Annotated in this window: 17 protein-coding genes and 2 pseudogenes; 9 read left to right on the top strand and 10 right to left on the bottom strand. The window is 39.1% G+C overall.

The window, feature by feature from the left end; genetic code table 11:
- Nucleotides 1–13 precede the first annotated feature (13 nt).
- Together ACS125_RS00305 and ACS125_RS00300 are read left to right on the top strand one after the other, a co-directional pair.
- Nucleotides 14–682 carry a DNA-binding response regulator PmrA gene (locus ACS125_RS00305; protein ID WP_004789346.1) on the top strand — a complete coding sequence of 223 codons (669 nt, stop codon included), beginning with the start codon at nt 14–16 and terminating at the stop codon, nt 680–682.
- Between the two features lie 30 nt (nt 683–712).
- Nucleotides 713–2,047, top strand: coding sequence for an ATP-binding protein (locus ACS125_RS00300; protein ID WP_151964375.1), 1,335 nt, complete (start codon nt 713–715; stop codon nt 2,045–2,047).
- A 1-nt stretch (nt 2,048) separates the two neighbouring features.
- On the opposite strand, the pseudogene ACS125_RS00295 reads toward ACS125_RS00300, so the two are convergent.
- A pseudogene (locus ACS125_RS00295) lies at nt 2,049–2,757 on the bottom strand (phosphatase PAP2 family protein).
- Nucleotides 2,758–2,836: 79 nt separating this feature from the next.
- Between ACS125_RS00295 and ACS125_RS00290 the strand changes: the two are divergent.
- Nucleotides 2,837–2,917, top strand: a pseudogene (locus tag ACS125_RS00290) (hypothetical protein); the annotation flags it as partial.
- 139 nt (nt 2,918–3,056) lie between these two features.
- Here the strand turns inward: ACS125_RS00290 and ACS125_RS00285 are convergent.
- The gene (locus ACS125_RS00285) at nt 3,057–4,244 is read right to left on the bottom strand and encodes an ammonium transporter (RefSeq protein WP_016137075.1); all 1,188 of its coding nucleotides are present in this window, start codon (nt 4,242–4,244) and stop codon (nt 3,057–3,059) included.
- Between the two features lie 302 nt (nt 4,245–4,546).
- A complete protein-coding gene (locus ACS125_RS00280; RefSeq protein WP_443269954.1) occupies nt 4,547–5,431 on the bottom strand; it encodes a LysR family transcriptional regulator in 885 nt (294 codons plus the stop codon).
- 120 nt (nt 5,432–5,551) lie between these two features.
- On the opposite strand from ACS125_RS00280, the gene ACS125_RS00275 reads away from it, so the two are divergent.
- From ACS125_RS00275 to drt2, 3 genes are all read left to right on the top strand, one after another.
- Nucleotides 5,552–6,457 (top strand): AEC family transporter, encoded by a 906-nt coding sequence (locus tag ACS125_RS00275; protein WP_443269952.1) that lies wholly within the window; start codon nt 5,552–5,554, stop codon nt 6,455–6,457.
- Between the two features lie 128 nt (nt 6,458–6,585).
- A complete protein-coding gene (locus ACS125_RS00270) occupies nt 6,586–7,602 on the top strand; it encodes a molecular chaperone DnaJ (protein ID WP_443269950.1) in 1,017 nt (338 codons plus the stop codon).
- A gap of 529 nt (nt 7,603–8,131) precedes the next feature.
- A complete protein-coding gene (drt2, locus tag ACS125_RS00265) occupies nt 8,132–9,526 on the top strand; it encodes an antiviral reverse transcriptase Drt2 (protein ID WP_443269948.1) in 1,395 nt (464 codons plus the stop codon).
- 44 nt (nt 9,527–9,570) lie between these two features.
- Here drt2 and ACS125_RS00260 read toward each other — a convergent pair whose 3' ends face one another.
- Entirely contained in the window at nt 9,571–12,468 is a 2,898-nt protein-coding gene (locus ACS125_RS00260) for a valine--tRNA ligase (RefSeq protein WP_443269945.1), read from the bottom strand.
- 196 nt (nt 12,469–12,664) lie between these two features.
- Between ACS125_RS00260 and ACS125_RS00255 the strand changes: the two genes are divergently transcribed.
- The 3 genes from ACS125_RS00255 to ACS125_RS00245 are packed head-to-tail and all read left to right on the top strand — an operon-like array spanning nt 12,665 to nt 14,659.
- Nucleotides 12,665–13,336 (top strand): hypothetical protein, encoded by a 672-nt coding sequence (locus ACS125_RS00255; protein ID WP_151768324.1) that lies wholly within the window; start codon nt 12,665–12,667, stop codon nt 13,334–13,336.
- 27 nt (nt 13,337–13,363) lie between these two features.
- Nucleotides 13,364–14,170 (top strand): SDR family NAD(P)-dependent oxidoreductase, encoded by an 807-nt coding sequence (locus ACS125_RS00250; protein WP_005309982.1) that lies wholly within the window; start codon nt 13,364–13,366, stop codon nt 14,168–14,170.
- 54 nt (nt 14,171–14,224) lie between these two features.
- Nucleotides 14,225–14,659 carry a nuclear transport factor 2 family protein gene (locus ACS125_RS00245; RefSeq protein ID WP_443269941.1) on the top strand — a complete coding sequence of 145 codons (435 nt, stop codon included), beginning with the start codon at nt 14,225–14,227 and terminating at the stop codon, nt 14,657–14,659.
- Here ACS125_RS00245 and ACS125_RS00240 read toward each other — a convergent pair.
- The 6 genes from ACS125_RS00240 to ACS125_RS00215 all read right to left on the bottom strand — a co-directional run bounded on the left by ACS125_RS00240 (nt 14,656) and on the right by ACS125_RS00215 (nt 22,098).
- Entirely contained in the window at nt 14,656–15,090 is a 435-nt protein-coding gene (locus ACS125_RS00240; RefSeq protein ID WP_443269939.1) for a YbjQ family protein, read from the bottom strand. The two genes, ACS125_RS00245 and ACS125_RS00240, sit on opposite strands and share 4 nt — an antisense overlap.
- Nucleotides 15,091–15,097: 7 nt before the next feature.
- Nucleotides 15,098–15,448: a YbjQ family protein gene (locus tag ACS125_RS00235; protein WP_443269937.1), complete on the bottom strand. Its 351-nt coding sequence runs from the start codon at nt 15,446–15,448 to the stop codon at nt 15,098–15,100.
- A gap of 109 nt (nt 15,449–15,557) precedes the next feature.
- Nucleotides 15,558–17,012, bottom strand: coding sequence for a multidrug efflux RND transporter outer membrane channel subunit AdeK (gene adeK, locus ACS125_RS00230; RefSeq protein ID WP_004789369.1), 1,455 nt, complete (start codon nt 17,010–17,012; stop codon nt 15,558–15,560).
- The gene (gene adeJ, locus ACS125_RS00225; protein ID WP_004789370.1) at nt 17,012–20,188 is read right to left on the bottom strand and encodes a multidrug efflux RND transporter permease subunit AdeJ; all 3,177 of its coding nucleotides are present in this window, start codon (nt 20,186–20,188) and stop codon (nt 17,012–17,014) included. Before adeJ ends, adeK begins: the two co-directional genes overlap by 1 nt.
- Before the next feature lie 12 nt (nt 20,189–20,200).
- Nucleotides 20,201–21,448: a multidrug efflux RND transporter periplasmic adaptor subunit AdeI gene (adeI, locus tag ACS125_RS00220; RefSeq protein WP_151964382.1), complete on the bottom strand. Its 1,248-nt coding sequence runs from the start codon at nt 21,446–21,448 to the stop codon at nt 20,201–20,203.
- 23 nt (nt 21,449–21,471) lie between these two features.
- A complete protein-coding gene (locus ACS125_RS00215; RefSeq protein WP_151964383.1) occupies nt 21,472–22,098 on the bottom strand; it encodes a phosphatase PAP2 family protein in 627 nt (208 codons plus the stop codon).
- Nucleotides 22,099–22,198: the final 100 nt, after the last annotated feature.

Genomic DNA, 22,198 nt, shown 5'->3' with positions numbered 1-22,198 from the left:
GCGAGCCTAGAACATGACAAAAATCTTGATGATTGAAGATGATTTTATGATTGCAGAGTCAACAATAACGTTGCTGCAATATCATCAATTTGAGGTGGAGTGGGTCAATAATGGCTTAGATGGTTTGGCTCAATTGGCCAAAAATAAGTTTGATATCATTTTATTAGACTTAGGTTTGCCGATGATGGATGGCATGCAGGTTTTAAAGCAAATCCGTCAAAGAGCCGTCACTCCAGTTTTAATCATTTCGGCACGAGACCAGTTACAAAACCGTGTAGATGGATTAAACCACGGTGCAGATGATTACTTAATTAAACCATACGAGTTCGATGAGTTACTTGCCCGTATTCATGCACTATTGCGCCGTACAGGAGTAGAAGCTCAGCTTACGAACCATGAGCAACTTTTACAAAATGGCGATCTGGTTTTAAATGTTGAACAACATATTGCAACCTTTAAAGGTCAGCGGATTGATTTGTCGAACCGTGAATGGGCGATTCTTATTCCTTTAATGAGCCACCCAAATAAAATCTTTTCTAAAGCAAATCTTGAAGATAAGTTATATGATTTTGATAGTGAAGTGACCAGTAATACGATTGAAGTATATGTGCATCACTTGAGAGCTAAACTTGGAAAAGACTTTATTCGAACTATTCGAGGGTTGGGTTACCGTTTAGGGTAATCCTCGCTTCAATTTTGGAACTTTATAAAAGTGCATTATTCATTAAAAAAACGACTGATTTGGGGCACCTCAATTTTCAGTGTCATCTTAGGTTGTATATTAATTTTTAGTGCTTATAAGGTTGCACTTCAAGAAGTTGATGAAATTTTAGATACTCAAATGCAATATTTAGCAGAACGAACAGCTGAATATCCATTGAAAACGGTAAGTAGTAAGTTTGATTTTCATAAGACTTATCATGAAGAAGATCTATTTGTAGATATTTGGGCCTATAAAGATCAGGCTCATTTATCTCACCATTTACATCTGTTGGTTGCACCAGTTACACAAGCTGGTTTTTATTCACATAAAACCAGCCAAGGTGTAGTACGAACTTATATTTTACCTTTAAAAGATTACCAGATTCAGGTTAGCCAACAAGAGCGGGTTCGTGAAGCTTTTGCTTGGGAACTTGCTGGAAGTATGTTCATTCCATATTTAATTATTTTGCCATTTGCGATTTTTGCTCTAGCAGCAATTATCCGTCGAGGGCTAAAGCCAATAGATGACTTTAAGAATGAACTAACTCATCGTGATTCTGAAGAACTGACACCTATTGAAGTTGCGGACTACCCGCAAGAGTTATTGCCAACTATTGATGAAATGAACCGTTTATTTGAGCGTATATCAAAGGCTCAAATGGAACAGAAACAGTTTATTGCTGATGCTGCACATGAACTTCGAACCCCAGTTACAGCTCTAAATTTGCAAACGAAAATTCTAATCAGTCAGCTTCCTGAACACGAGTCTTTGCAAAATTTGAGTAAAGGATTAGCACGTATTCAGCATTTGGTCACACAGCTCTTGGCTTTGGCTAAGCAAGATGTCTCTTTAAGTGTGATTGAACCGACCAAAACTTTTCAGCTCAATGATGTCGCTTTAAATTGTGTTGAACAGCTGGTTAATTTAGCTATGCAAAAAGATATTGACCTAGGTTTTGTCCGTAACGAACCGATTGAAATGCATAGTATTGAGCCAACAGTACACTCAATTATTTTTAACTTAATTGATAATGCAATCAAATACACGCCTCATGAAGGAATGATTAATATTTCAGTCTTTAATGCTACAGATGGCGATGCATGTATACAAATTGAAGATAGCGGTGCAGGGATTGACCCTGAACATTACGATAAAGTTTTAAAACGTTTTTATCGTGTACACCACCACCTTGAAGTGGGTAGTGGCTTAGGTTTATCAATTGTTGACCGAGCGACTCAGCGTTTAGGTGGAACTTTGACGCTAGATCGAAGCTTAGAGCTTGGTGGACTCTCTGTTTTAGTTAAACTGCCAAAAGCTCTACATATTCATGAAGCAAGAACTTGATTTAAGCAAGTTCTTGTTTGATTCGTTTTTCAAATTCAAAGCGGTGAATACAAATTTTATAAAATAAGATATTCACTGCCCAAACGACCCAGCCAGTCCATAAATTGTGACTAAGGAAATGGGCACCACGCATCATTTGTCCCCAGCCCATTAGAAAGCCTAAGATAATGCCAGCGATCAGATAAAAATAGGCACGTTTAGGTTGCTCAAGGCGATAAACAAAAAAGCCTGTCATTAAAATAAAGCCTGCACTTGCATGACCACCTGGAAAGCAATGACCATGCGTAGAGGTAAAGTCCCACACATAACTTAAAGCAGTCGGATGAACCATATTCCAAGGGCAAGCGTGAGCAGATTGTGATTTTAATAGGCCAACTACACCGCTACCAATCATGCTCACAAAAAACATATAGCCATATTGCCAGCGATAAAGCTTCAATTTTTCTACTTTAAATGACGCAATCCACAGAAATAAAAAGATCACATAAACAGTGGTAATGATTTGTTTTACGATTTCATGGTTAACCCTGACAAGGTACCAATTGTCTCGATTAAAGAAATGACCCGTTGAATCCATCCAAGGGTGAATGAAGTACATATCAATGTTCCCACCCACTGGAAATATGAATAAAAGTATAAAAAAACTAAGGACAAGAAAAATAAGCTGAAGTTGGAAAAATTGTTTTTGTTGATTCATTGCCATGCAACATCAATTTAAATGTGAGTTGAAGGCATTACATAAAATAAAACTTAAATTGTTCTTAAACTAAATTTAATTTCGTGATCAAAATGATGAATGGGTGTGTCCATTCACAACCTGTTGAGCATAAGAAGTTTAAAGTTTTTGCAAATTATTTGGATAGTAATCAATAGGGAACAGGTTTTGTGAATGGAAATGGTTTTGGTCTTGCGTAGCTTTAGACGCTACTCATGCCGAAACAAAAGTAACGTAATTGACTGATGTTATTTGCTATTACAGAAGAAAAGACTCTGTCGTGCCTATACAAAATTAAAACATACCTTCTTCAGAGTTTGCAGAAATTTTGTGAATGGATAAATCTGCACCCCTAAACTCATCTTCTTGAGATAAACGAATGCCAATAGTTGCTTTAAGTAAACCATAAACAATAAAGCCGCCAGCGAGCGCAATAGCAATCGCAAGTACTGTACCAATGAGCTGTGAAGCAAAAGATACACCGCCTAAACCACCAAGCCATTTTTGACCAAATAAACCCACTGCAATACCACCAAATGCGCCGCATACGCCATGTAAAGGCCATACACCCAAGACATCATCAACCTTAAGCTTGTTTTGTGTGTAGGTAAATAGGTACACAAACATTGCACCAGCTGCACCACCAATAACAAGCGCACTGACTGGATGAACAATGTCAGAACCCGCACAGATTGCAACTAAGCCTGCAAGTGGGCCGTTGTGTAAGAAACCAGGGTCATTTTTCCCAATCGCATTTGCTGTAATGGTGCCGCCGACCATTGCCATGAGCGAGTTAATGGCAACCAGACCAGAAATTGCATCAACACGCTGCGCGCTCATCACGTTAAAACCAAACCAGCCAACAATTAAAATCCATGAACCGAGCGCTAAAAATGGAATAGAAGATGGTGGATGAGCACTTACACGACCATCCTTTTTATAACGACCAGAACGTGCACCCAATAAAATCACGGCAGCAAGTGCAATCCAACCACCCATAGCATGCACTACGACTGAACCTGCAAAGTCATGAAAAGCTGCACCAAAAGTTGCTTCTAACCATTTTTGTAGACCGTAGTTACCATTCCAGACCATGCCTTCAAAAAATGGATAAACCAGCGCGACTAGAGCGAGTGTCGCAATTGCTTGTGAACGCATTTTGGCGCGTTCAGCAATACCTCCCGAAATAATGGCAGGAATTGCCGCAGCAAACGTCAGTAAAAAGAAGCAACGCATTAAGTTGTAGCCATGATCACTTGCGAGGCTTGTACCATCATGGAAGAAATGCTGACCATAGGAAATGTAGTAGCCAACAAAGAAATAAGCGATTGCAGAGAGGGCAAAGTCAGTCAGAATTTTACTTAGTGCGTTCACCTGATTTTTATGGCGAACCGTACCAAGTTCCAAGAATGCAAAACCTGCGTGCATGGCAAGAACCAAAACTGCACCAAGTAATAAGAAAAATAGATCTACATTTTGCATAGCATGCTCGAAAAAAGTGCTAAATTCCATTTTGGAACAAATCTGGGTCTGTAAATTGCACCAAAATAGATTTAAGGAATCTAAAAACCTAAGTTTGTCGAAACAAACTCAATTGCATAAAAGTGAATATGCAATAAGTGCACCAATTTGAATTAGAAAAGTGGTTTTTGGCGATAAATGGTGCGCCGATTTGGTCAGCATGGGGCAGTAATAGCGCTTTTTACGTTAAAAGTCATCTAATGCGCTTAAAAATTGACCTGAAAAAGTTCGTTATCAAATTCTTAAAAATTATCCCTAATCATTTAATGATCTGACCAAACCGATTGGGCAACTTCAATAAATGCTTTCACAGCAGGACTCATATGCTTTTTATTTTTCACTGCAAGGCCGATAGAACGTTGAAGATTCGGTTTAAAAGGGCGTTTGACCACGTTAGGATAGAGTGAGAGTAATTCTTTGGTAATGACCATATCAGACACAATGGACACCCCTAATTGATTGTGAACCATGCTGACGATACTCAGAATTTGTGACACATAAAATTTGATGTCTGGTTTTACATTAAAGTTTTTTAAAATTAATTCGACCTGATGTCGACTACCAGCCATCGTCATAATAAAAGGGCAGTTTTCTAGCTGTGCTGGATCAATGTAAAGCTGCTCTGCGAGTGGGTAACCATTTGGAATTAGGGCAACAAAACGGTCTTCAATTAAAGGGAATGTATCAAAACGCTCATCTGGCATAATCAAAAAACCAACCTCGATGCGCCGTTCCAATAACCACTGGGCAACTTCTTTATCTTCACCTTCATCAATATAAATTTCGATTTTAGGGTAGCGCTGCCGAAAGGCTTCTAAAATTTCAGGCAATAGATAAATGGATGATGAAGCCCCAAAAGATCCGATATGTAATGTGCCTTCATTTAATCCATGGATCGCAGCCACTTCTTTTTCTAATGTATTGGAAATACTCAATAGCTCTTTTACATGAGTGAGTAACTGCTGACCTGTTGTAGTCAGCTCAATATCACTTTGAGTTCTTGAAATGAGGTTAATCCCCCATTGTTGTTCTAATGACTTAAGCGCATGAGAAACTGCCGACTGTGAAATTCCCAGCTTTTCTGCTGTAGCAGTAAAGCTTTTTAGTTCAGCAATAAGTGCGAAAATTTCAAGCTGGGTAAATGTCATGTTGTACTTATTATGAGTAAAAACTCATTTTATCATGAGTTTTCATTATCTTTAATATATGAGTAAGCCAAAGGAATTGCCAAAAAATAGCAAGCCCTTCAACCAAACTCGAGTAAAGAAATGAATAGCATTGTTTTATCTCTTTTTCCCTTAGTTGCATTAATTGCATCGGGATACCTGTTTAAAAAATATCGTTTTTTTAGCGATGAGTTTTGGGCTGGGGCAGAGAAGCTCAATTACTATATTTTATTTCCCGCTTTGCTTTTTAGTACGCTATCGACTGCGAAAATTGACTTACAAAGCTTGAGTACAGCCATTATTGCCATGTTGATTGTGGTTTTGGCAGTCACCATTTTCTTGTACCTACTTCGCGTGTTTTGGCACATACCGCCCGCACGCTTTGGTGTACACGTACAAAGTATGGTTCGCTTTAATACTTATATTGGTTTGGCTTTAGTGACTTCGCTTTTTAAAAGTGAAGGAATGGCAATACTGGCGATTTTATTGGCGCTTTGCATTCCACTTGTGAACGTTATTTCTGTGCTTGCTTTAACTTCTAAAGAACACATGGCAATTAAACCTGTTTTGATTGCACTCCTTAAAAATCCTTTAATTGCATCGTGTGTGGTTGGGGCAGCAGTCAATGCCCTTCATATCCCAATTTGGGAAGGCTTTACTCAGTTTATTAAGCTTTTTTCAGTGTCGAGTTTGCCACTAGGTTTGTTATGTGTTGGCGCAGCTTTACAGTTTATGCAAATTAAAAAAGATATTGTGGTATTGGCAGCAGACACGTTTGCACGACTTTTAGCAGTGCCTGCTTTGGCTTATATGGTTTGCATGTGGTTTGGTCTACCAAATTTACAAACACAAATTTTAGTGATTTTCTTTGCGTTACCGACTGCTTCCGCATCATATATTTTAACTAAAGTTTTGGGTGGCGATAGTCAGCTTATGGCAGCCGTGATTAGTTTCCAAACTTTATGTGCTGCCGTGACTTTGCCATTAGTGATTTGGTGGATTTCTTAAAATATAAACTTTAGTTAAGTCACCTTCTATTTTCTAAAAATGAATAGGTTGATCCTGACTTAAACAATGCTTGGCTACCTTCCTCATCTGATTATTGCTACACTTTTTTCTTTTTCAGGTGGATGAGTATGTCCTTTGACCTCAAAGTTAGCTTGCAGCAAAGGTCTGAACCGTCTGCACAGCAGAAAAAACTGAATCGCCTGATTGATAAAATAGAACAGCAAAAAGTTAGCCTGAGCACATGGCAAAATGCACAAGCTGAGATTCAACAGCACATACGGCAAAAACTGATACCTGTGTATAGCGATTTGCATGAGATTTTATTTCAGCAGTTGGATCAACTCTGGAATATGTTGCATAGCCATGAGTTTTCCAAAGCGGATATACAACAATTAGATGAAAAAATTGCCCAGCTTGCACAAATGTTGAAGCGCTCTAAACAGCTATCAGCTGAACAGTTGGAGTTGGTGAAGCAGATCGATACCTTTTATCAGCAACATACACAAGAGTCGGTAAAAAAGAATAAAAAAGCTCACTCAATTAAATCTGAACATGATGAAAGTAATGAGCAAAGTGCAGAATTTGAAGAAGACTTTGAACAGTATGCTGCTGAGCAACAACAAGCGCGGGAACAAGCCAAACAGCAAAGACAGCAACAGAAACGTGAACAAGCCGAGCAAATGGCAACGCAGTCACTCAAAACAGTCTATTTAAAAATTGCTGCGATGATTCACCCAGACCGTGAGCAAGATGAAACTAAAAAATTAGAAAAAACCGAGCTGTTCCAACAAGCAAGTCAGGCCTATGAAAAACAGGATTTGTTTTATTTACTCAAACTTCAGTTACAGCTTGAACAGAATAAAGGGTTAGGCGCTAAAGAGTTATCTGCTGAGCAGTTACGGTTTTATAAACTGGCTTTAGATGCACAAAGTCAGCAGCTTGAAAGCCAAATTGCTGAGATTTTGGATTCTTTTCAGTTAGCTAAGAATGTGAAAGCAGAGCATGTACATATCAGTGATGTTTATAAAGCTATAGATGCTGACTGTGCTGAGCTAAAGCAGCAGGTGAAATGGGAAAAGGAACGTTTAAAGCATATGAAAAAGGTGAGTGGGGTGGAGAGGTTGTTGGGGCATGGGGTGCTGTAAGTTTCCATCACCCTCCTGAAAGGAGGTGGGGGTTAGGGTATCAAGCAACAGTTAAAAGCAGAAAAGTATAGGCTGATATATATGGGGAAAGAGAGAGGATTGAGAATATTATTTGAGCATGAAATGCTTTAATTTTTTATATTTAAAAAATAGTACTTTGAAAATAATAAAGAATTAATTAGAATTCTGTTGCCTCTAGTAGTTGTTTTACTAGTGGTTTGCTTGTCAGAATATAGTCATATATTGCTGAGAAGGTTGTAGATGTAAACCTCGATATTAATGAATAGTTCGAACTATTCATCAATATCTCGATGATTGTTGTTATGTCGATGTTGATCCCACTGCTTTGATACAGCATGAAAGTGAAACTGATTAGTAGCATTCTACACATACTCCTTTGAAATGTTTAGACTGTACCGAAAAAGGAGGAGGGCATAGACAGGCTTGAGTTTATGTCTTCAATAGACTTTGGGGGATGTCCTTTTGAAGGATACAGATAACAGTCGTCTAATCTCCCAAAGTTGGCAAAATGCAAAATATAAATACCAAATTTTTTGAAAAAAGAAATAAATTTCGTAATTACCTACATTTTGATAAAAAAATAAGTAATCAAAAAGTTTTTGAGTATGTTGTGGATAAAGAGAAAATATCAGAGCATTCTTTTTTCCCAATGATTTCTTATAAACTTAATGATGAAAAAATTTGTAGAAAAATAAAAAAAAGAATTAAAACTGTAACCTTAGAAGGTAAGGTTAATAAGAAAAAAACTAAAATATCGAAGCTGGATTTTAAAGAAAAAGAACGACTTATTAATTTCCCTAGTCATATTGATGGTAATATTTATGCTTATTACTCACATTTATTATCTTTAAAATATGAAAATTTCTTAAACCATAATAATTTATCAAATAATATTATTGCATTTAGAAAGGTTAGTTGCAAAGATAATTCTTTAAAAAAAATATCAATGTGTAATATACATTTTGCAAAACAAGTATTTGATTATATACATGACAAGAAAAATTGTTCTGTTTTGTGTTTAGATATTTCAGGTTTTTTTGATAATTTGAACCATGAGTTATTAAAAAAAATGTGGTTAGAAGTGCTTGGTGAATCACGATTACCTAAAGATCATTATCAAGTTTTTAAATCTTTAACTAATTTTGCTTATGTAAATAAAGAAGATTTATATAAAAATTTAAATTTATCATTAAACTCTCGAACTTTACATAAGCGTATGGATAGATTGTGTGATATTCAAACTTTCCGTAATGTAGTTAGAAAAAATCAGTTAATTAAAAGAAATCTAAAAGTTAAAGGAATTCCTCAAGGTTCTCCAATGAGTGGGATGTTATCAAATATTTATATGATGAATTTTGATAAGAATATGAAAAACAAAATAATAGGAATTAATGGGGAGTATTTTCGATATTGTGATGATATGATTTTTATTGTTGATAATGAACATATTGATGAGATTAAAAGTTTTATCTTTCAAGAAATTGATGCTTTGAAATTAAAGATTAATGATAAGAAAACTCAATGTGTTGTTTTTGAAGATGGACTAGTTAAGAAAAATGGCGTGCCAAGTTTTAATTATCCACATAAGCTACAATATTTAGGTTTGTTATATGATGGGCAAGAAATTTTCTTGCGCGAAACTGGATTATCAAAATTTCATTATAAATTAAGAAAAGCTATTAGAATGAGAACTGCTCATTATAATAGGTTGCAAAGGACTAATTCACATAATAATCATAATATGTACATGAGAACTTTATATACTAGATTTACATATATAGGTAAGAGAAATTATGTGAGTTACGCTTACCGCGTTGCTGGTGAATTTGATTCAAAAAACATCAAAAGACAAATTAAGGGACATTTTAACGTCTTTACAAATTATTTAGAAAAATGGAAATAAAAAATCCCCTCATTTGAGGGGATTTTTTGAATCAGATCACTGCATTAAAGCGCAGCAATTTGCTCCATATTCGCTTTAACTTTCTCTAACTGAGCAGCAAACTCAGCAAGCTTCGCTTTTTCACCTTCAACAACCGCTGCTGGTGCTTTAGATACAAAGCCTTCATTTGCAAGTTTGCCCGCGATTTGGTCGTGTTGCTTTTGGATTTTATCCAAGTCTTTTTGCAAACGAGCAAGCTCAGCTTTAGGGTCAATTAAGCCTTTCATTGGTACAAATACCGATGCATGGCTTACAACGCTAGAGCAAGACAAAGGTGGCTCTTGATCTTTATTCAAGAATTCAATGCTTTCAACTTTAGCCAATGCTTTGAACAACGCTTCAATACGAATAATTTGTTCACGTTCAGCGTCAGAAGTGTTTTGAAGTAATACTGGCAACAAGCGCGCATTACCTAAGCCTAACTCACCGCGAATGTTACGTACTGCGCCAATCAAACCTTGAAGCCATTGCATATCTGCTTCAGCTTGTTCATTGATTTTTGCTTGCTCAGGAATAGGGTATTGAGCAGTCATAATCGTTGGGCCACCTTGACCAAGCATTGGTGCAAGCGTTTGCCAGATTTCTTCAGTCAAATACGGCATTAACGGATGAGCCAGACGTAATGAAGCTTCCATCACTGCAAGCAATACACGGCGTACTTCAGCTTTACGCTCTTCTGATACGTCTGCATCGTTTAGAACTGGTTTAGTTAATTCAACGTACCAGTCACAGTATTCATTCCAGATAAAGTCGTAAATCGCTTGTGCAGCAAGGTCTAAACGGTACGTTGCAAACGCTTGATGTACAGCAGCTTCAGCTTTTTGCAGACGGCTCATAATCCATTGTTCTGGAAGTTCCCATAGATCAGGACGTGCTTCTTGCCCAACAGTTTGACCTTCAACATTCATCAGAACGAAACGAGTTGCGTTCCAGATTTTGTTACAGAAGTTACGGTAGCCTTCAACACGCTTTAAGTCGAATTTGATGTCACGACCAGTGTTTGCAAGCGCACAGAACGTGAAACGAACTGCGTCAGTACCATAAGCATTGATGCCTTCAGGGAACTCTTTACGCGTTGATTTTTCAATCTTCGCCGCATCTTTCGGGTTCATTAAGCCAGTTGTACGTTTTGCAACTAAGCTTTCTAAATCAATACCGTCAATCAAGTCTAATGGGTCAAGTACGTTACCTTTAGACTTCGACATTTTTTGACCTTCACCATCACGTACCAAACCGTGAACGTAAACAGTCTTAAATGGAACTTGCGATGAACCATCTTCATTTTTCATGAAGTGTAGGGTCATCATGATCATGCGTGCAACCCAGAAGAAAATGATGTCAAAACCAGTCACCAATACATCTGTTGGGTGGAAGGTTTTTAAGAAATCATTTGCTGCATCTTTTTGTGCATCGCCAGTCCAACCTAAAGTTGAGAAAGTCCAAAGTGCAGATGAGAACCATGTATCAAGAACGTCTTCGTCTTGTTTAAGTTCAACGTCAGCAGCGAGGTTGTTTTTCGCACGAACTTCTTCTTCGTTACGGCCAACATAGATGTTGCCATTTGCATCGTACCAAGCTGGAATACGGTGACCCCACCAAAGCTGACGTGAAATACACCAGTCTTGAATGTCACGCATCCACGCCATGTACATGTTGCTGTACTGTTCTGGAACAAACTTAATGCGACCATCTTGAACTGCTTCAATTGCAGGCTCAGCAAGCGGGGCAATTTTTACATACCATTGGTCAGTAAGTAATGGCTCAATGATTACGCCTGAACGGTCGCCACGTGGAGCTTTCAAATCATACGGTTGGATTTGATCTAACCAGCCTTCCGCTTCAGCTTGAGCAACTAACTTTTTACGTGCTGCAAAACGTTCTAAACCAGCATATTCCGCAGGTGCAGTAATGGTTTTAGAAATTTGTTCGCCAGCTTTTGCAATATATTCAAACTCACCTAAAACTTCGGCGTTTTTGTTGAAGATATTAATGATAGGCAAGCTATTGCGTTTACCTAAGTCATAGTCATTGAAGTCATGTGCAGGGGTGATTTTTACACAGCCAGTACCGAAGTCTTTTTCAACGTAGTCGTCAGCAACGATCGGAATTAAACGACCTGTAATTGGCAATACAATATTTTTACCAACAAGGTGTGCATAACGCTCATCTTCAGGGTGAACGGCAACCGCAGTATCACCAAGTAAAGTTTCAGGACGAGTTGTTGCAACGACTAAATAGTCTTTGCCATCTTGAGTTTTAACTGATTTGTCTTCAAAGAAATATTTAAAGTGCCAAAGTGAGCCTTTTTCTTCTTTGCTTTCTACTTCAAGGTCAGAAAGAGCAGTTTGAAGTTTAGGGTCCCAGTTTACAAGACGTTTACCACGGTAAATTAAACCGTCTTCGTGTAAACGAACGAATACTTCTTTAACTGCGTTTGATAAACCTTCATCCATCGTGAAGCGTTCACGTGACCAGTCTACAGAAGAACCTAAGCGACGAATTTGTTTCGTAATCGTGCCGCCAGATTGTTCTTTCCATTCCCAAACTTTTTCGATGAACTTATCACGGCCTAAGTCGTGACGAGTCACACCTTGTAAGCCAAGTTGACGCTCAACAACCATTTGCGTTGCAATACCAGCATGGTCAGTACCCGGTTGCCACAAAGTGTTTTTACCCATCATACGGTTATAACGGGTGAGGGCATCCATAATGGCATTGTTAAAGCCATGGCCCATGTGCAAACTACCTGTGACGTTTGGTGGCGGAATCATGATACAGAATGATTCACCGTGACCAGAAGGTTTGAAGTAACCTTGTTCTTCCCACGTTTGGTACCACTTCTTTTCGATCTCGGTTGGATCGTATGTGGTCGCAATATTTTGAGCGGTTTGAGCGTCAGTCATAGTAGCTTAGATCGAATATGCATAAAAAATTGCACCTATTGTAGCAAAAAAATGCCTCGAAATTAATGTGCTGAAAACAGATAAACGGTTTTGTATTTTTTTCAAAAAACGGTAGATTTATGAAAGATGGATCACAATTTAATCGTGTAGACACACGGCACAAAAATTACAAAAGAATTGAAGAAGGATGCTACTTATGAGTTATGAAGTTTTTTTGAAAATTTCCGATTCAACTTATACCCAATTTGAGACCATTCGACAGAAACTGCATGATGGGGTAAGTCAAAGTCAGGCAAAACCTTTAGGCGATGTACTCTCTGATCTTTCTTGTGAAATTATTGAGCAGGTTTTTTCTGTGCTTTTACAGTCAGGAAGTGCAACCATGTCTCCAAAACAACAAGCTGAGTCTGAAAAAGTGATTCAGCAGGTCTTAGAGACTTTTCGAAAATATATGCCGTGGTCAGTTTCATTCTTTGGAAATGAGCGTCTTTTGCCTTTAGTCGATTACATGACATCTCTAATGAAAGAACAGGGGCAACAAGTTTATATTACCTACCCAGTTACCCTGCAACTCGTACAACAAGCTCAAAACCTTACACAGCAAATTCGTGACGGTAATATGCAAAGTATTGCAGCTGCTTTTGAAACATTAATACAAATTGTAGATTTAGGCGTAACAAGCCTAGTACGTGAGCCTAAAAAGCGTTTAAAATTTAATTTAGTTGTCGATAAAACTCTTAACGGAGTAATCAACATGACGACGCATTTGGGCTATAAACGTTTGGAAAAGTTAGGTACACAGGTCGATCAGACCACAGCAACTCATTATATCAACCACTTTTTGGCCTTCATGCATCAAGCAGCATAATTTAAAAAGATAATAGGAACATAAAGCATGGCCAAACTTGATACTTTGCAAAATAAAGTGGTATGGATTACGGGAGCATCTTCTGGTCTGGGTAAGGCCTTAGCCGGTGAGTTGGCTTTGCAAGGGGCCGAAGTGATTTTGACCTCGCGTCGTTTTGAAGAATTAGAAGAGGTTCGTGTTGGCTTGTTAAACGCTGACCGTCATTTGTCAGTGGTTGCTGATATTACTGATGAAAAACAAGTAAACGAAGCTTATAAGCAGATTTTAAAAGCAAAAGGCCGTATTGACTGGCTCATCAATAATGCAGGTTTAAGCCAACGTGCTTTAATTAAAGATACGACAATGGCAACCGAACGAGCCATTATGGAAGTCGACTATTTCTCTCAAGTGGCATTAACCAAAACTGTGCTGCCGACCATGCTAAAACAAAAGTCTGGCCGAGTTGTATTTGTGTCGAGTGTAGCGGGTTTATTAGGCACTCAGTACCGTGCAAGTTACTCTGCTGCTAAGGCAGCAATTCATATGTGGGCAAATAGTTTACGTGCTGAAGTCTCCGATCAAGGTGTTGAAGTTTCAGTTATTTTCCCAGGTTTTGTAAAAACTAACGTTTCGTTCAATGCGCTAAATGGTGCTGGGCAACCTCAAGGTCATCAAGATGAGGCTATCGAGAATGGTTTAGAGGCAGATGTATTTGCAGAGCAATCTGTAAAAGCATTAATGCAGGGTCAAGAATATATTGTTGTGGGTGGAGCAAAAGAAAAACTGGGTGTGATGGTTTCTCGGATGTCACCAAAACTTCTTTATAAAATGATTCGGAAAACAAAAGTAAAATAAAAAAGTGATTTAGCCGTGCTAAATTGATGGAAAAACCCGCATAGAAGGTTCACCATGGATCAAGATTATCACCGTATTTTAGACGTCATTACGCGTTTTCAATTGGTCTTTGACCAGAAAAATTGGGACGCTTTTGATGAGTTATTGGCAGATCAACTTGAGGTGGACTATTTCCAGTTTAGAGGAGAGCCTTTATGTGTCGTGTCTTGTCATGCATATAAAGGTTCTCGGCAGCAAGCTTTATCGCATTTACGGCTACAGCACAATTTGAGTAATCCTCTGATTCGTATTGAACAAGATCAAGCATGGTTAGAATGTAATTATCAAATTTATCGTTTTTCGGAAAATGATTATTTTCATTCATTTGGTCGTTATTATTTTACTTTGGCAAAACAACAAGAGAGTTGGAAAATTACCGGAATTTGCCAACACTTAACTAAAAATATTGGCAATCCGCGCATTCATTTTTCTGCTATGGGGCAGTGCTAGTCTTTTACTGCTGTACCGTATGCAAATACTTCGACCATTCCTCCCTGCATACCAAGTTCGGTTGTACTCAGCCGAACTCCCATAATATGGTTAGCTCCTGCGGTATGGGCTTGTTGTTTTAAGCGAACAATAGCTTCACGGCGAGCACGCTCAACTACACTCTCATAACTGGTTAGTCTTCCGCCCAAAACATTCTTAATGGATGCCAATACGTATTTAAAGTAGTCATGAGAAATCACGACATTACTACTAATCAAATGACCTAGCTGATCATTCGTTGCAAAACGATTGGTATCAATTCTGATATGGGCGAATTGCTGTTCTTTTTCTAGAAGTTCTTTCAAATGTTTTTGTTCAATATGGCGGCCAAAACCCCAACCAATACTGAAAAGAATCAGAAAAATAACAAGCTGAAAAATAAGATTGTCCATTTTCTACCTATGCACTAAATGGATCTGGTAGATGGGGTGCTTGAGGTTGAACAACCACAGCTGTGCCATATACGAATAATTCAGAAGCACCTTGGGCAATATTTGAAGTTGAAAAACGAATACCAACAATTGCATTCGCACCAAGTTGCTGAGCTTTGGCAATCATGCGATCCATGGCTTCTTGGCGGGATTCTTCTAATAATTCGGTATAACCTGTAAGTTCACCACCTACAATATTTTTTAAACTTGCCATCAAATCACGGCCAACATGCTTACTACGAACCGTACTTCCATAAACAACATCAAGCTGTTTTAAAATCTGGTGGCCTGGAACACTTTCTAAATTACTCAGTAACATTGTTTTTTATCAATCTAAATTCTTAAGGTTTCAAGATAAAAAATATTCACATCAGATGCAATAAAAAAGCCCACCGAAGTGAGCTTTTATAAATTAAGTTATTTAAAACTTATTGCTTTTTAAGTTCAGCACTTGATGGTTGATTAACCACTGTATCTGAAGTATTTGCTTTTAAACCACCACCTAGAGTTTTGTATAACTCGATTTGGTTATTTAAGTTAGCTTGTTGAAGCAACAATAAACCTTGTTCTGCTGAATAAGATGAACGCTGTGCGTCAAGAACTGTCAAGTAACTATCAATACCAGCACGGAAGCGGGCATTTGACAGTGTGTAGTTGCGATTAGTCGCTTCTACTAGACGTTGTTGAGCTGTTAAACGCTCACCAATATTGGCACGAGTTGCAAGCGCATCATTAACTTCACGGAACGCAGACTGAACTGATTTTTCATAATCAGATAATGCAATTTTCTGATCGGTTTCAGAAATTTTCACATTGGCACGACGCGTGCCCCAGTCAAAGATTGGTAAGTCTAAGCTTGGACCAATTGACCAAACAAAACCACCAGACTTAAATAGATCACTTAAGTCAGTTGATGCATAACCTGCAGAACCCGTTAAGCTAATTGTTGGGAATAAACGTGCTTTTGCAGCACCAATATTCGCACCAGCAGCGCTTAAGTTATATTCAGCAGCTTTTACATCTGGACGGTTGTTAAGCAAGTCACTCGGTAAACCAGCTGTATATACATTTTGTTGAGTAATGCGTTTTACAGGTTGGTTTGGCAACAAGTTTTGTGGAACTGATTGGCCCACTAACAAGTTCAACAAGTTTTGTGCTTGAGCAATCTGTGTTTTGTAGTTCGCTACATCATTACGCGCAGTTTCTACAGAAATCTGTGCCTGACGTAGTGGAACTTCACTGTCGATGCCCACATCAAAACGTTTTTTGTTGAGATTGTAAGAGTCTTGTTGTGCTTTAAGCGTTTGCTCTGCAAGTCTTAAATTCGCTGTTGCGAAAGAATAGTTTAACCATGCTTGAGCAACTTGGCTGATCAGACTGATTTGAGTCGAATCACGTGCACTTTGCGTTGAAAGATAACTATCTAGTGCAGCATCTTTTAAGCTACGTACACGGCCCCAAAAATCGAGTTCATAGGCAGTTACACCCAAACCTACTTGATAAGTAGAGTAGGGGTTATTCGGATCACGGCTTTGAGAAACCTGACGAATTGCACTACCACTTGCTCCGATTGTTGGAAGCTGGTTGTTTTGCGTAATTCGATATTGCTGTTGGGCACGTTCAATATTGAGCGTTGCTGTGCGTAAGTCACGGTTGTTGGCAAGCGCCAAATCAATCACTCCGAGCAAACGAGAGTCAGCAAAGAACTGTTTGTAACCCTGTTCAGCAATAGATGTACCAGAAGCGCTGTTATATGCATAGCTTTCTGGAATATCGGTTTTCACGACTGGTTCTGGGCCGCGCATGCTTTGACAAGCTGACAAAGCAAGCGCAAGTGCAGATACCGCAATGCTACGACCTGAAATAGACCATACTTTTTGCATCACGATTTATGCTCCTGAGTGTTTATGGTTTTTGGTTTGTACTTAAAGATACTACGAATCCACACATAGAATACAGGGATAAAGAAGATACCTAAGAACGTTGCACTGAGTACGCCACCGAGTACACCGAAACCGACTGAGTGCTGACTTCCTGCACCGGCACCTGTTGAAAGGGCAAGTGGAAGTACACCGAAACCGAAGGCAAGGGTAGTCATGATAATTGGACGTAAACGCATTTTTGAAGCATGTAAAGTTGCCTCAAGTAGGTCTTCACCTTTTTCCTGCAACTCTTTTGCGAACTCAACAATCAAGATCGCATTTTTTGCAGAAAGACCAATGACCGCGATCATCGCTACCTGGAAGTAAATGTTATTTGAGAGATTTGGATCTCCTTTAATAATCATACCCAAGTAAGTCAATACGATTGCACCAATAATACCAAGTGGTACTACAAGTAAAACCGAGAACGGAATAGACCAGCTTTCGTACAATGCAGCTAAGCAAAGGAAAACGATTAACAATGAAAGCGCATATAAGAATGGAGCTTGAGCACCAGACTCACGTTCTTCAAGTGATAAACCTGTCCATTCATAGTCGAAACCTTGTAAGCCCATAGATGGTAACTTCGCAATAATTTCTTCCATGGCTTTCATAGAGTCACCAGAGCTTACGCCAGGTGCAGGTGTACCTTGAATGTTAACCGATGACACGCCGTTATAACGTTCAAGACGTGGAGAACCATATGTCCATTCGCCAGTAGCAAATGCAGAGAACGGTACCATTTCGCCTTTGCTATTACGCACATACCACTTGTTTAAGTCTTCAGGCATCATACGGCTACCCGCATCACCTTGAACATAAACTTTTTTCACACGACCACGGTCAACGAAGTCGTTAATGTATGAACCACCCCATGCAATACGCATAGTGTTGTTAATGTCAGCAATGCTAACGCCCATAGCACCAGCTTGAGCCTGATCTACATTAATTTGATACTGAGGTGTATCTTCTTGACCATTAGGACGTACCCCTACAAGACGTTTATCTTGTGAAGCCAAACCTAAGATCGTATTACGCGCTGCAATAAGTTTCTCATGGCCTTGACCACTTGAATCTTTAAGTTGCAAGTTAAATCCAGCTGTTACACCGAGTTCAGGCATTGCAGGAAGCTGTAATGGCATAATGTAAGATGCGTCTTTGACGATCATGTTTAATGCCATACCCCGCTGAATCAACGCACCAATTTGAGACTCTGGTGAAGTACGTTCACTCCAGTCTTTCAACTTAACGAAGCCAATACCAGCATTTTGACCAACACCCGTGAATGAGAAGCCCGAAACGGTGAAAATAGATTCCACAGTATCTTTTTCATTCATGAAGAAGTTTGTCATGGTGTCAATCACTTTACCTGTACGGTCAAGCGTTGCGTTTGGTGGTAATTGAACAAGTGTCATAACCACACCCTGATCTTCTTCTGGTAAGAATGAAGATGGGAGTTTCTGGAACAAGAACACTAGTAGGCCAATCACTACAGCGTAAAGTACGCCAGAGAAGATTTTGCCTTTAAGCATGCGGCTAACACCATTTTGGTAGCTATGCGACATGCGGTCAAAACCGTTGTTAAATCCTCTGAAGAAACGAGCAAAAATATTATTGCTTGGTTCTTTGTTAGGATCATGCTGTTTTAAAATGGTTGCACAAAGTGCAGGGGTAAAGGTTAACGCTACAATTAACGATAGAACCATTGCTGTTACAAGGGTAATCGAGAATTGACGGTAAATCACACCTGTTGTACCACCAAAGAATGCCATTGGTACGAATACCGCTGTCAATACGCTTGTGATACCAATTAAGGCACCAGAAATCTGTTGCATTGATCGTGAAGTTGCCGTCACCGGATCGGTATGCTCTTCACTCATCACACGCTCAACGTTTTCTACTACAACAATGGCATCATCGACCAGAAGACCAATTGCCAATACCATAGCGAACATGGTTAAGGTGTTAATTGAGAAACCAAAGATATTAATAACAGCAAATGTACCTAATACAACAACAGGTACAGCAAGTGTTGGAATAATCGTTGCACGCCAGTTCTGCAAGAACAAGAACATAACAATGAACACTAAAATTACCGCTTCAATTAATGTGTGTACAACACTTTCAATTGAAAGACGAATAAATGGAGTCGTGTCATAAGCCAGTTTATCTGCAAGACCTGTTGGATAGTTCTTACGTAATTCTGCTAAACGGTGTTCAACAGCGTCAGCGGTGTCAAGTGCGTTAGCACCAGTTGCAATTTTAATTGCGAGACCGCCAGCAGGTTTACCATTAAACTTCGAATCGAACTGGTAGTTATCAGAACCTAACTCTACACGAGCAACATCTTTTAAACGAACCTCAGCACCTGATGCTGTGTTCTTTAAGAAGATATTTTTAAATTGTTCAGGTGTTTGTAACAAGCTTTGCGCATTTACTGTTGCGTTAAGCACTTGACCTTGAACCGCTGGTGCACCACCTAACTGACCTACAGCAACTTGTGAGTTTTGCGCTTGTAAAGCAGTCGCAATATCACTTGGTGTTAACTGATAGTTGGTAAGTTTTGCAGGGTCGAGCCAGATACGCATTGCGTATGAACCACCAAAGACTTGTACCTCACCAACACCAGCAACACGGCTAAGTGGTTCTTTAATTGACGAGTTTACGTAATCTTTAATGTCTGAGTCTGACAGGGTATTGTCTGGTGAATAGAATGCAATAACTTGCAAGAAGCTTGCACCAGATTTAGTAACCGTCACACCTTGGCGTTGAACGTCTTCAGGCAAAAGCGCAGTTGCAGATTGCAGTTTGTTTTGAACCTGAACCTGTGCAATATCCGGATCAATACCTTGTTCAAAGTTTAATTGAATAGAAGCTTGACCGTTACCCGCACTGTTAGATGAAATATAACGTAAACCATCTAGACCATTCATTTGTTGTTCAATGATCTGGGTTACAGTATTTTCAACAGTCTCAGCCGATGCACCAGGATAAGTTGCAGCAATTGTAACTGTCGGTGGTGCAATCGTCGGATACTGTGCAATAGGCATTTTAGTTAGCGTGAGAATACCCGCCAACATAATGACTAATGCAATCACCCACGCAAAAATGGGGCGATGAATAAAAAATTGTGCCATTCAATCTACCCCTTATGCATTAGATGCTTTCTGTTCTGCTTGAGGTTTACCTGATTGAGCCGGTTTTGTAGCATTTGGAGCTGCACCTTGAGGATTCGCTGGTTGAGCTTGGTAAGGTTTTGCTGACACTTCTTGCCCTTCTTTAACTTTGGCAACACCATCAACAATCACTTTTTCACCAGCTTTGAGACCATTAGTCACAATCCAGTTTTGTCCTTGAACACCAGAGGTTTCAACAGGACGACTCTCAACAGAGCCTTTAGCATTAACAAGCATTGCTACAGCTTGACCTGTCGGTAAACGCGTAATTGCGGCTTGAGGAATCAGATAAGCATTTGGAACTACTCCTTGAACAATCTGCGCAGTTGTATACATACCCGGGAGTAATAGATGGTTCGGGTTCGAGAATACGGCACGTAAAGTAATTGTTCCTGTGTCCTGATTTACAGAAGCATCAGAGAAAGCAAGTTGTCCTTCGATTGGATAAGTCGAACCATCTTCAAGCTTCAACTTCACTTTCGTGTTGTTACTGTTGTTTAAACTGCCTTTGCTGAGTTGTTGGCGTAAACGTAATAACTCGGCACTAGACTGGTTAATATCAACATAGATTGGATCTAACTGTTGAATCGTCACTAAAGGATCAGTTTGGTTTGCTGTAACTAAAGCACCAGCTGTTACAGAAGAACGTCCAGACTGACCAGAAATTGGTGAGCGAATTGTAGAATAACCAAGATCTACATTTGCATTCGTTACTTGAGCTTTTGCAGCAGAAACTTGTGCTTCAGCAACATTAACCTGACCAAGTAAGTCGTCATATTCTTGTTTAGATACAGCATTACTCGAAACAAGTTGCTTATAACGGTTTAGCTTGGTGCGTAGTGAAGCTAGATTTGCCTGTTGTTGTAAAAGAGATGCTTTTGCATTTTCAAGCGTTGCACGGTTTGTTCGAGAGTCCAGTTCATAAAGAGCCTGACCTTCACGTACATAACTTCCTTCAGCAAACAAGCGTTTTAAAATTACACCACTTGTTTGAGGACGAACTTCAGAAATTTGATATGCTGAAGTACGGCCAGAAAGCTCAACGCTTTGTTCAACACTTTGTGGTTGAGCAACAATAACACCTACCTCAGCAGGCGGCATTTTCTGAGCAGCAGCAGCTTGCTGTTTCTCATCGGAGCCTTTGCCACAACCAACAAGTGCGATACTTGTTGCTAATGCGCAAGCAGTAAGGGCAGGAGCCCAAAGCTTAGCCGACATCATTGTTCCACCTCGTTAGATAAAATCTAAAAATATATTTGTTTTTTACTTAACCTACTTTGTGTTTGTAATAACCAGAGCCAAAGCAGTGCAATCCAAATAAAACCTATGCCCCAACCGGCGAGTACATCTGTTGGAAAATGAACTCCAGCATATATTCTTGAAAGCCCCATGCAGATAAACCAAAGGCAAGAAATCAAAATGATATAAGGAGAGTTAATGTTGGGCTTATGGCATAACATTATCATTGCCAGACAAGCCAGTGTTGATGCATAAACACTGTGTGCACTTGGGAACGATGCACCGTAACTTTCGACAATATGATATACCTGTGGGGGTCTTGGGCGATCAACACACCACTTGAGCAGCCAACCCATGGTGATACTGCCAAGAACTCCCATGCTAATGAAAATAACAGTAATATATTTTTTATACCATGCCTGATATATACACACCAGAAAGGATAAAAAAAGTACAAAAGGCATACCACCTATCCGTGCTAGGAAGATCGTAATAGAGTTAAGATAATCTGAACGATATTCACTCAATATTTGAACGCTGAGAAGATCCAAAGACTGAAGTCTTGGTACAAAAAGACCAAGAACACCTAATCCTAAAAAAATACAACCAATAAAAAGCAACAAATAGGGCATATAAAAAATACCTTTGCTTATTCAAGCAGTGTCCACTACTGAAAGCCGCTAAAAGTGTACTTGCCAGTACACTTTTTTTCAAGCCTGATAGATCATCGTA

Origin of the sequence: Acinetobacter sp. PFS20, assembly GCF_052261015.1 — a bacterium.
In the GTDB taxonomy this organism is placed as follows: Bacteria; Pseudomonadota; Gammaproteobacteria; order Pseudomonadales; family Moraxellaceae; genus Acinetobacter.
The sequence above is the reverse complement of the archived record's forward strand: the minus strand, read 5'-3'. Positions and strand labels throughout refer to the sequence as shown.

What these genes read in the sequence shown, in the direction of transcription:
- ACS125_RS00250 (WP_005309982.1), top strand. Translation starts at nt 13,364, where the DNA reads ATGGCCAAACTTGATACTTTGCAAAATAAAGTGGTATGGATTACGGGA.
- ACS125_RS00240 (WP_443269939.1), bottom strand. Translation starts at nt 15,090, where the DNA reads ATGGACAATCTTATTTTTCAGCTTGTTATTTTTCTGATTCTTTTCAGT.
- ACS125_RS00280 (WP_443269954.1), bottom strand. Translation starts at nt 5,431, where the DNA reads ATGACATTTACCCAGCTTGAAATTTTCGCACTTATTGCTGAACTAAAA.
- ACS125_RS00285 (WP_016137075.1), bottom strand. Translation starts at nt 4,244, where the DNA reads ATGCAAAATGTAGATCTATTTTTCTTATTACTTGGTGCAGTTTTGGTT.
- ACS125_RS00255 (WP_151768324.1), top strand. Translation starts at nt 12,665, where the DNA reads ATGAGTTATGAAGTTTTTTTGAAAATTTCCGATTCAACTTATACCCAA.
- ACS125_RS00245 (WP_443269941.1), top strand. Translation starts at nt 14,225, where the DNA reads ATGGATCAAGATTATCACCGTATTTTAGACGTCATTACGCGTTTTCAA.
- adeK (WP_004789369.1), bottom strand. Translation starts at nt 17,012, where the DNA reads ATGCAAAAAGTATGGTCTATTTCAGGTCGTAGCATTGCGGTATCTGCA.
- ACS125_RS00305 (WP_004789346.1), top strand. Translation starts at nt 14, where the DNA reads ATGACAAAAATCTTGATGATTGAAGATGATTTTATGATTGCAGAGTCA.
- ACS125_RS00260 (WP_443269945.1), bottom strand. Translation starts at nt 12,468, where the DNA reads ATGACTGACGCTCAAACCGCTCAAAATATTGCGACCACATACGATCCA.
- adeJ (WP_004789370.1), bottom strand. Translation starts at nt 20,188, where the DNA reads ATGGCACAATTTTTTATTCATCGCCCCATTTTTGCGTGGGTGATTGCA.
- ACS125_RS00270 (WP_443269950.1), top strand. Translation starts at nt 6,586, where the DNA reads ATGTCCTTTGACCTCAAAGTTAGCTTGCAGCAAAGGTCTGAACCGTCT.
- ACS125_RS00275 (WP_443269952.1), top strand. Translation starts at nt 5,552, where the DNA reads ATGAATAGCATTGTTTTATCTCTTTTTCCCTTAGTTGCATTAATTGCA.
- ACS125_RS00215 (WP_151964383.1), bottom strand. Translation starts at nt 22,098, where the DNA reads ATGCCCTATTTGTTGCTTTTTATTGGTTGTATTTTTTTAGGATTAGGT.
- ACS125_RS00235 (WP_443269937.1), bottom strand. Translation starts at nt 15,448, where the DNA reads ATGTTACTGAGTAATTTAGAAAGTGTTCCAGGCCACCAGATTTTAAAA.
- drt2 (WP_443269948.1), top strand. Translation starts at nt 8,132, where the DNA reads ATGCAAAATATAAATACCAAATTTTTTGAAAAAAGAAATAAATTTCGT.
- adeI (WP_151964382.1), bottom strand. Translation starts at nt 21,448, where the DNA reads ATGATGTCGGCTAAGCTTTGGGCTCCTGCCCTTACTGCTTGCGCATTA.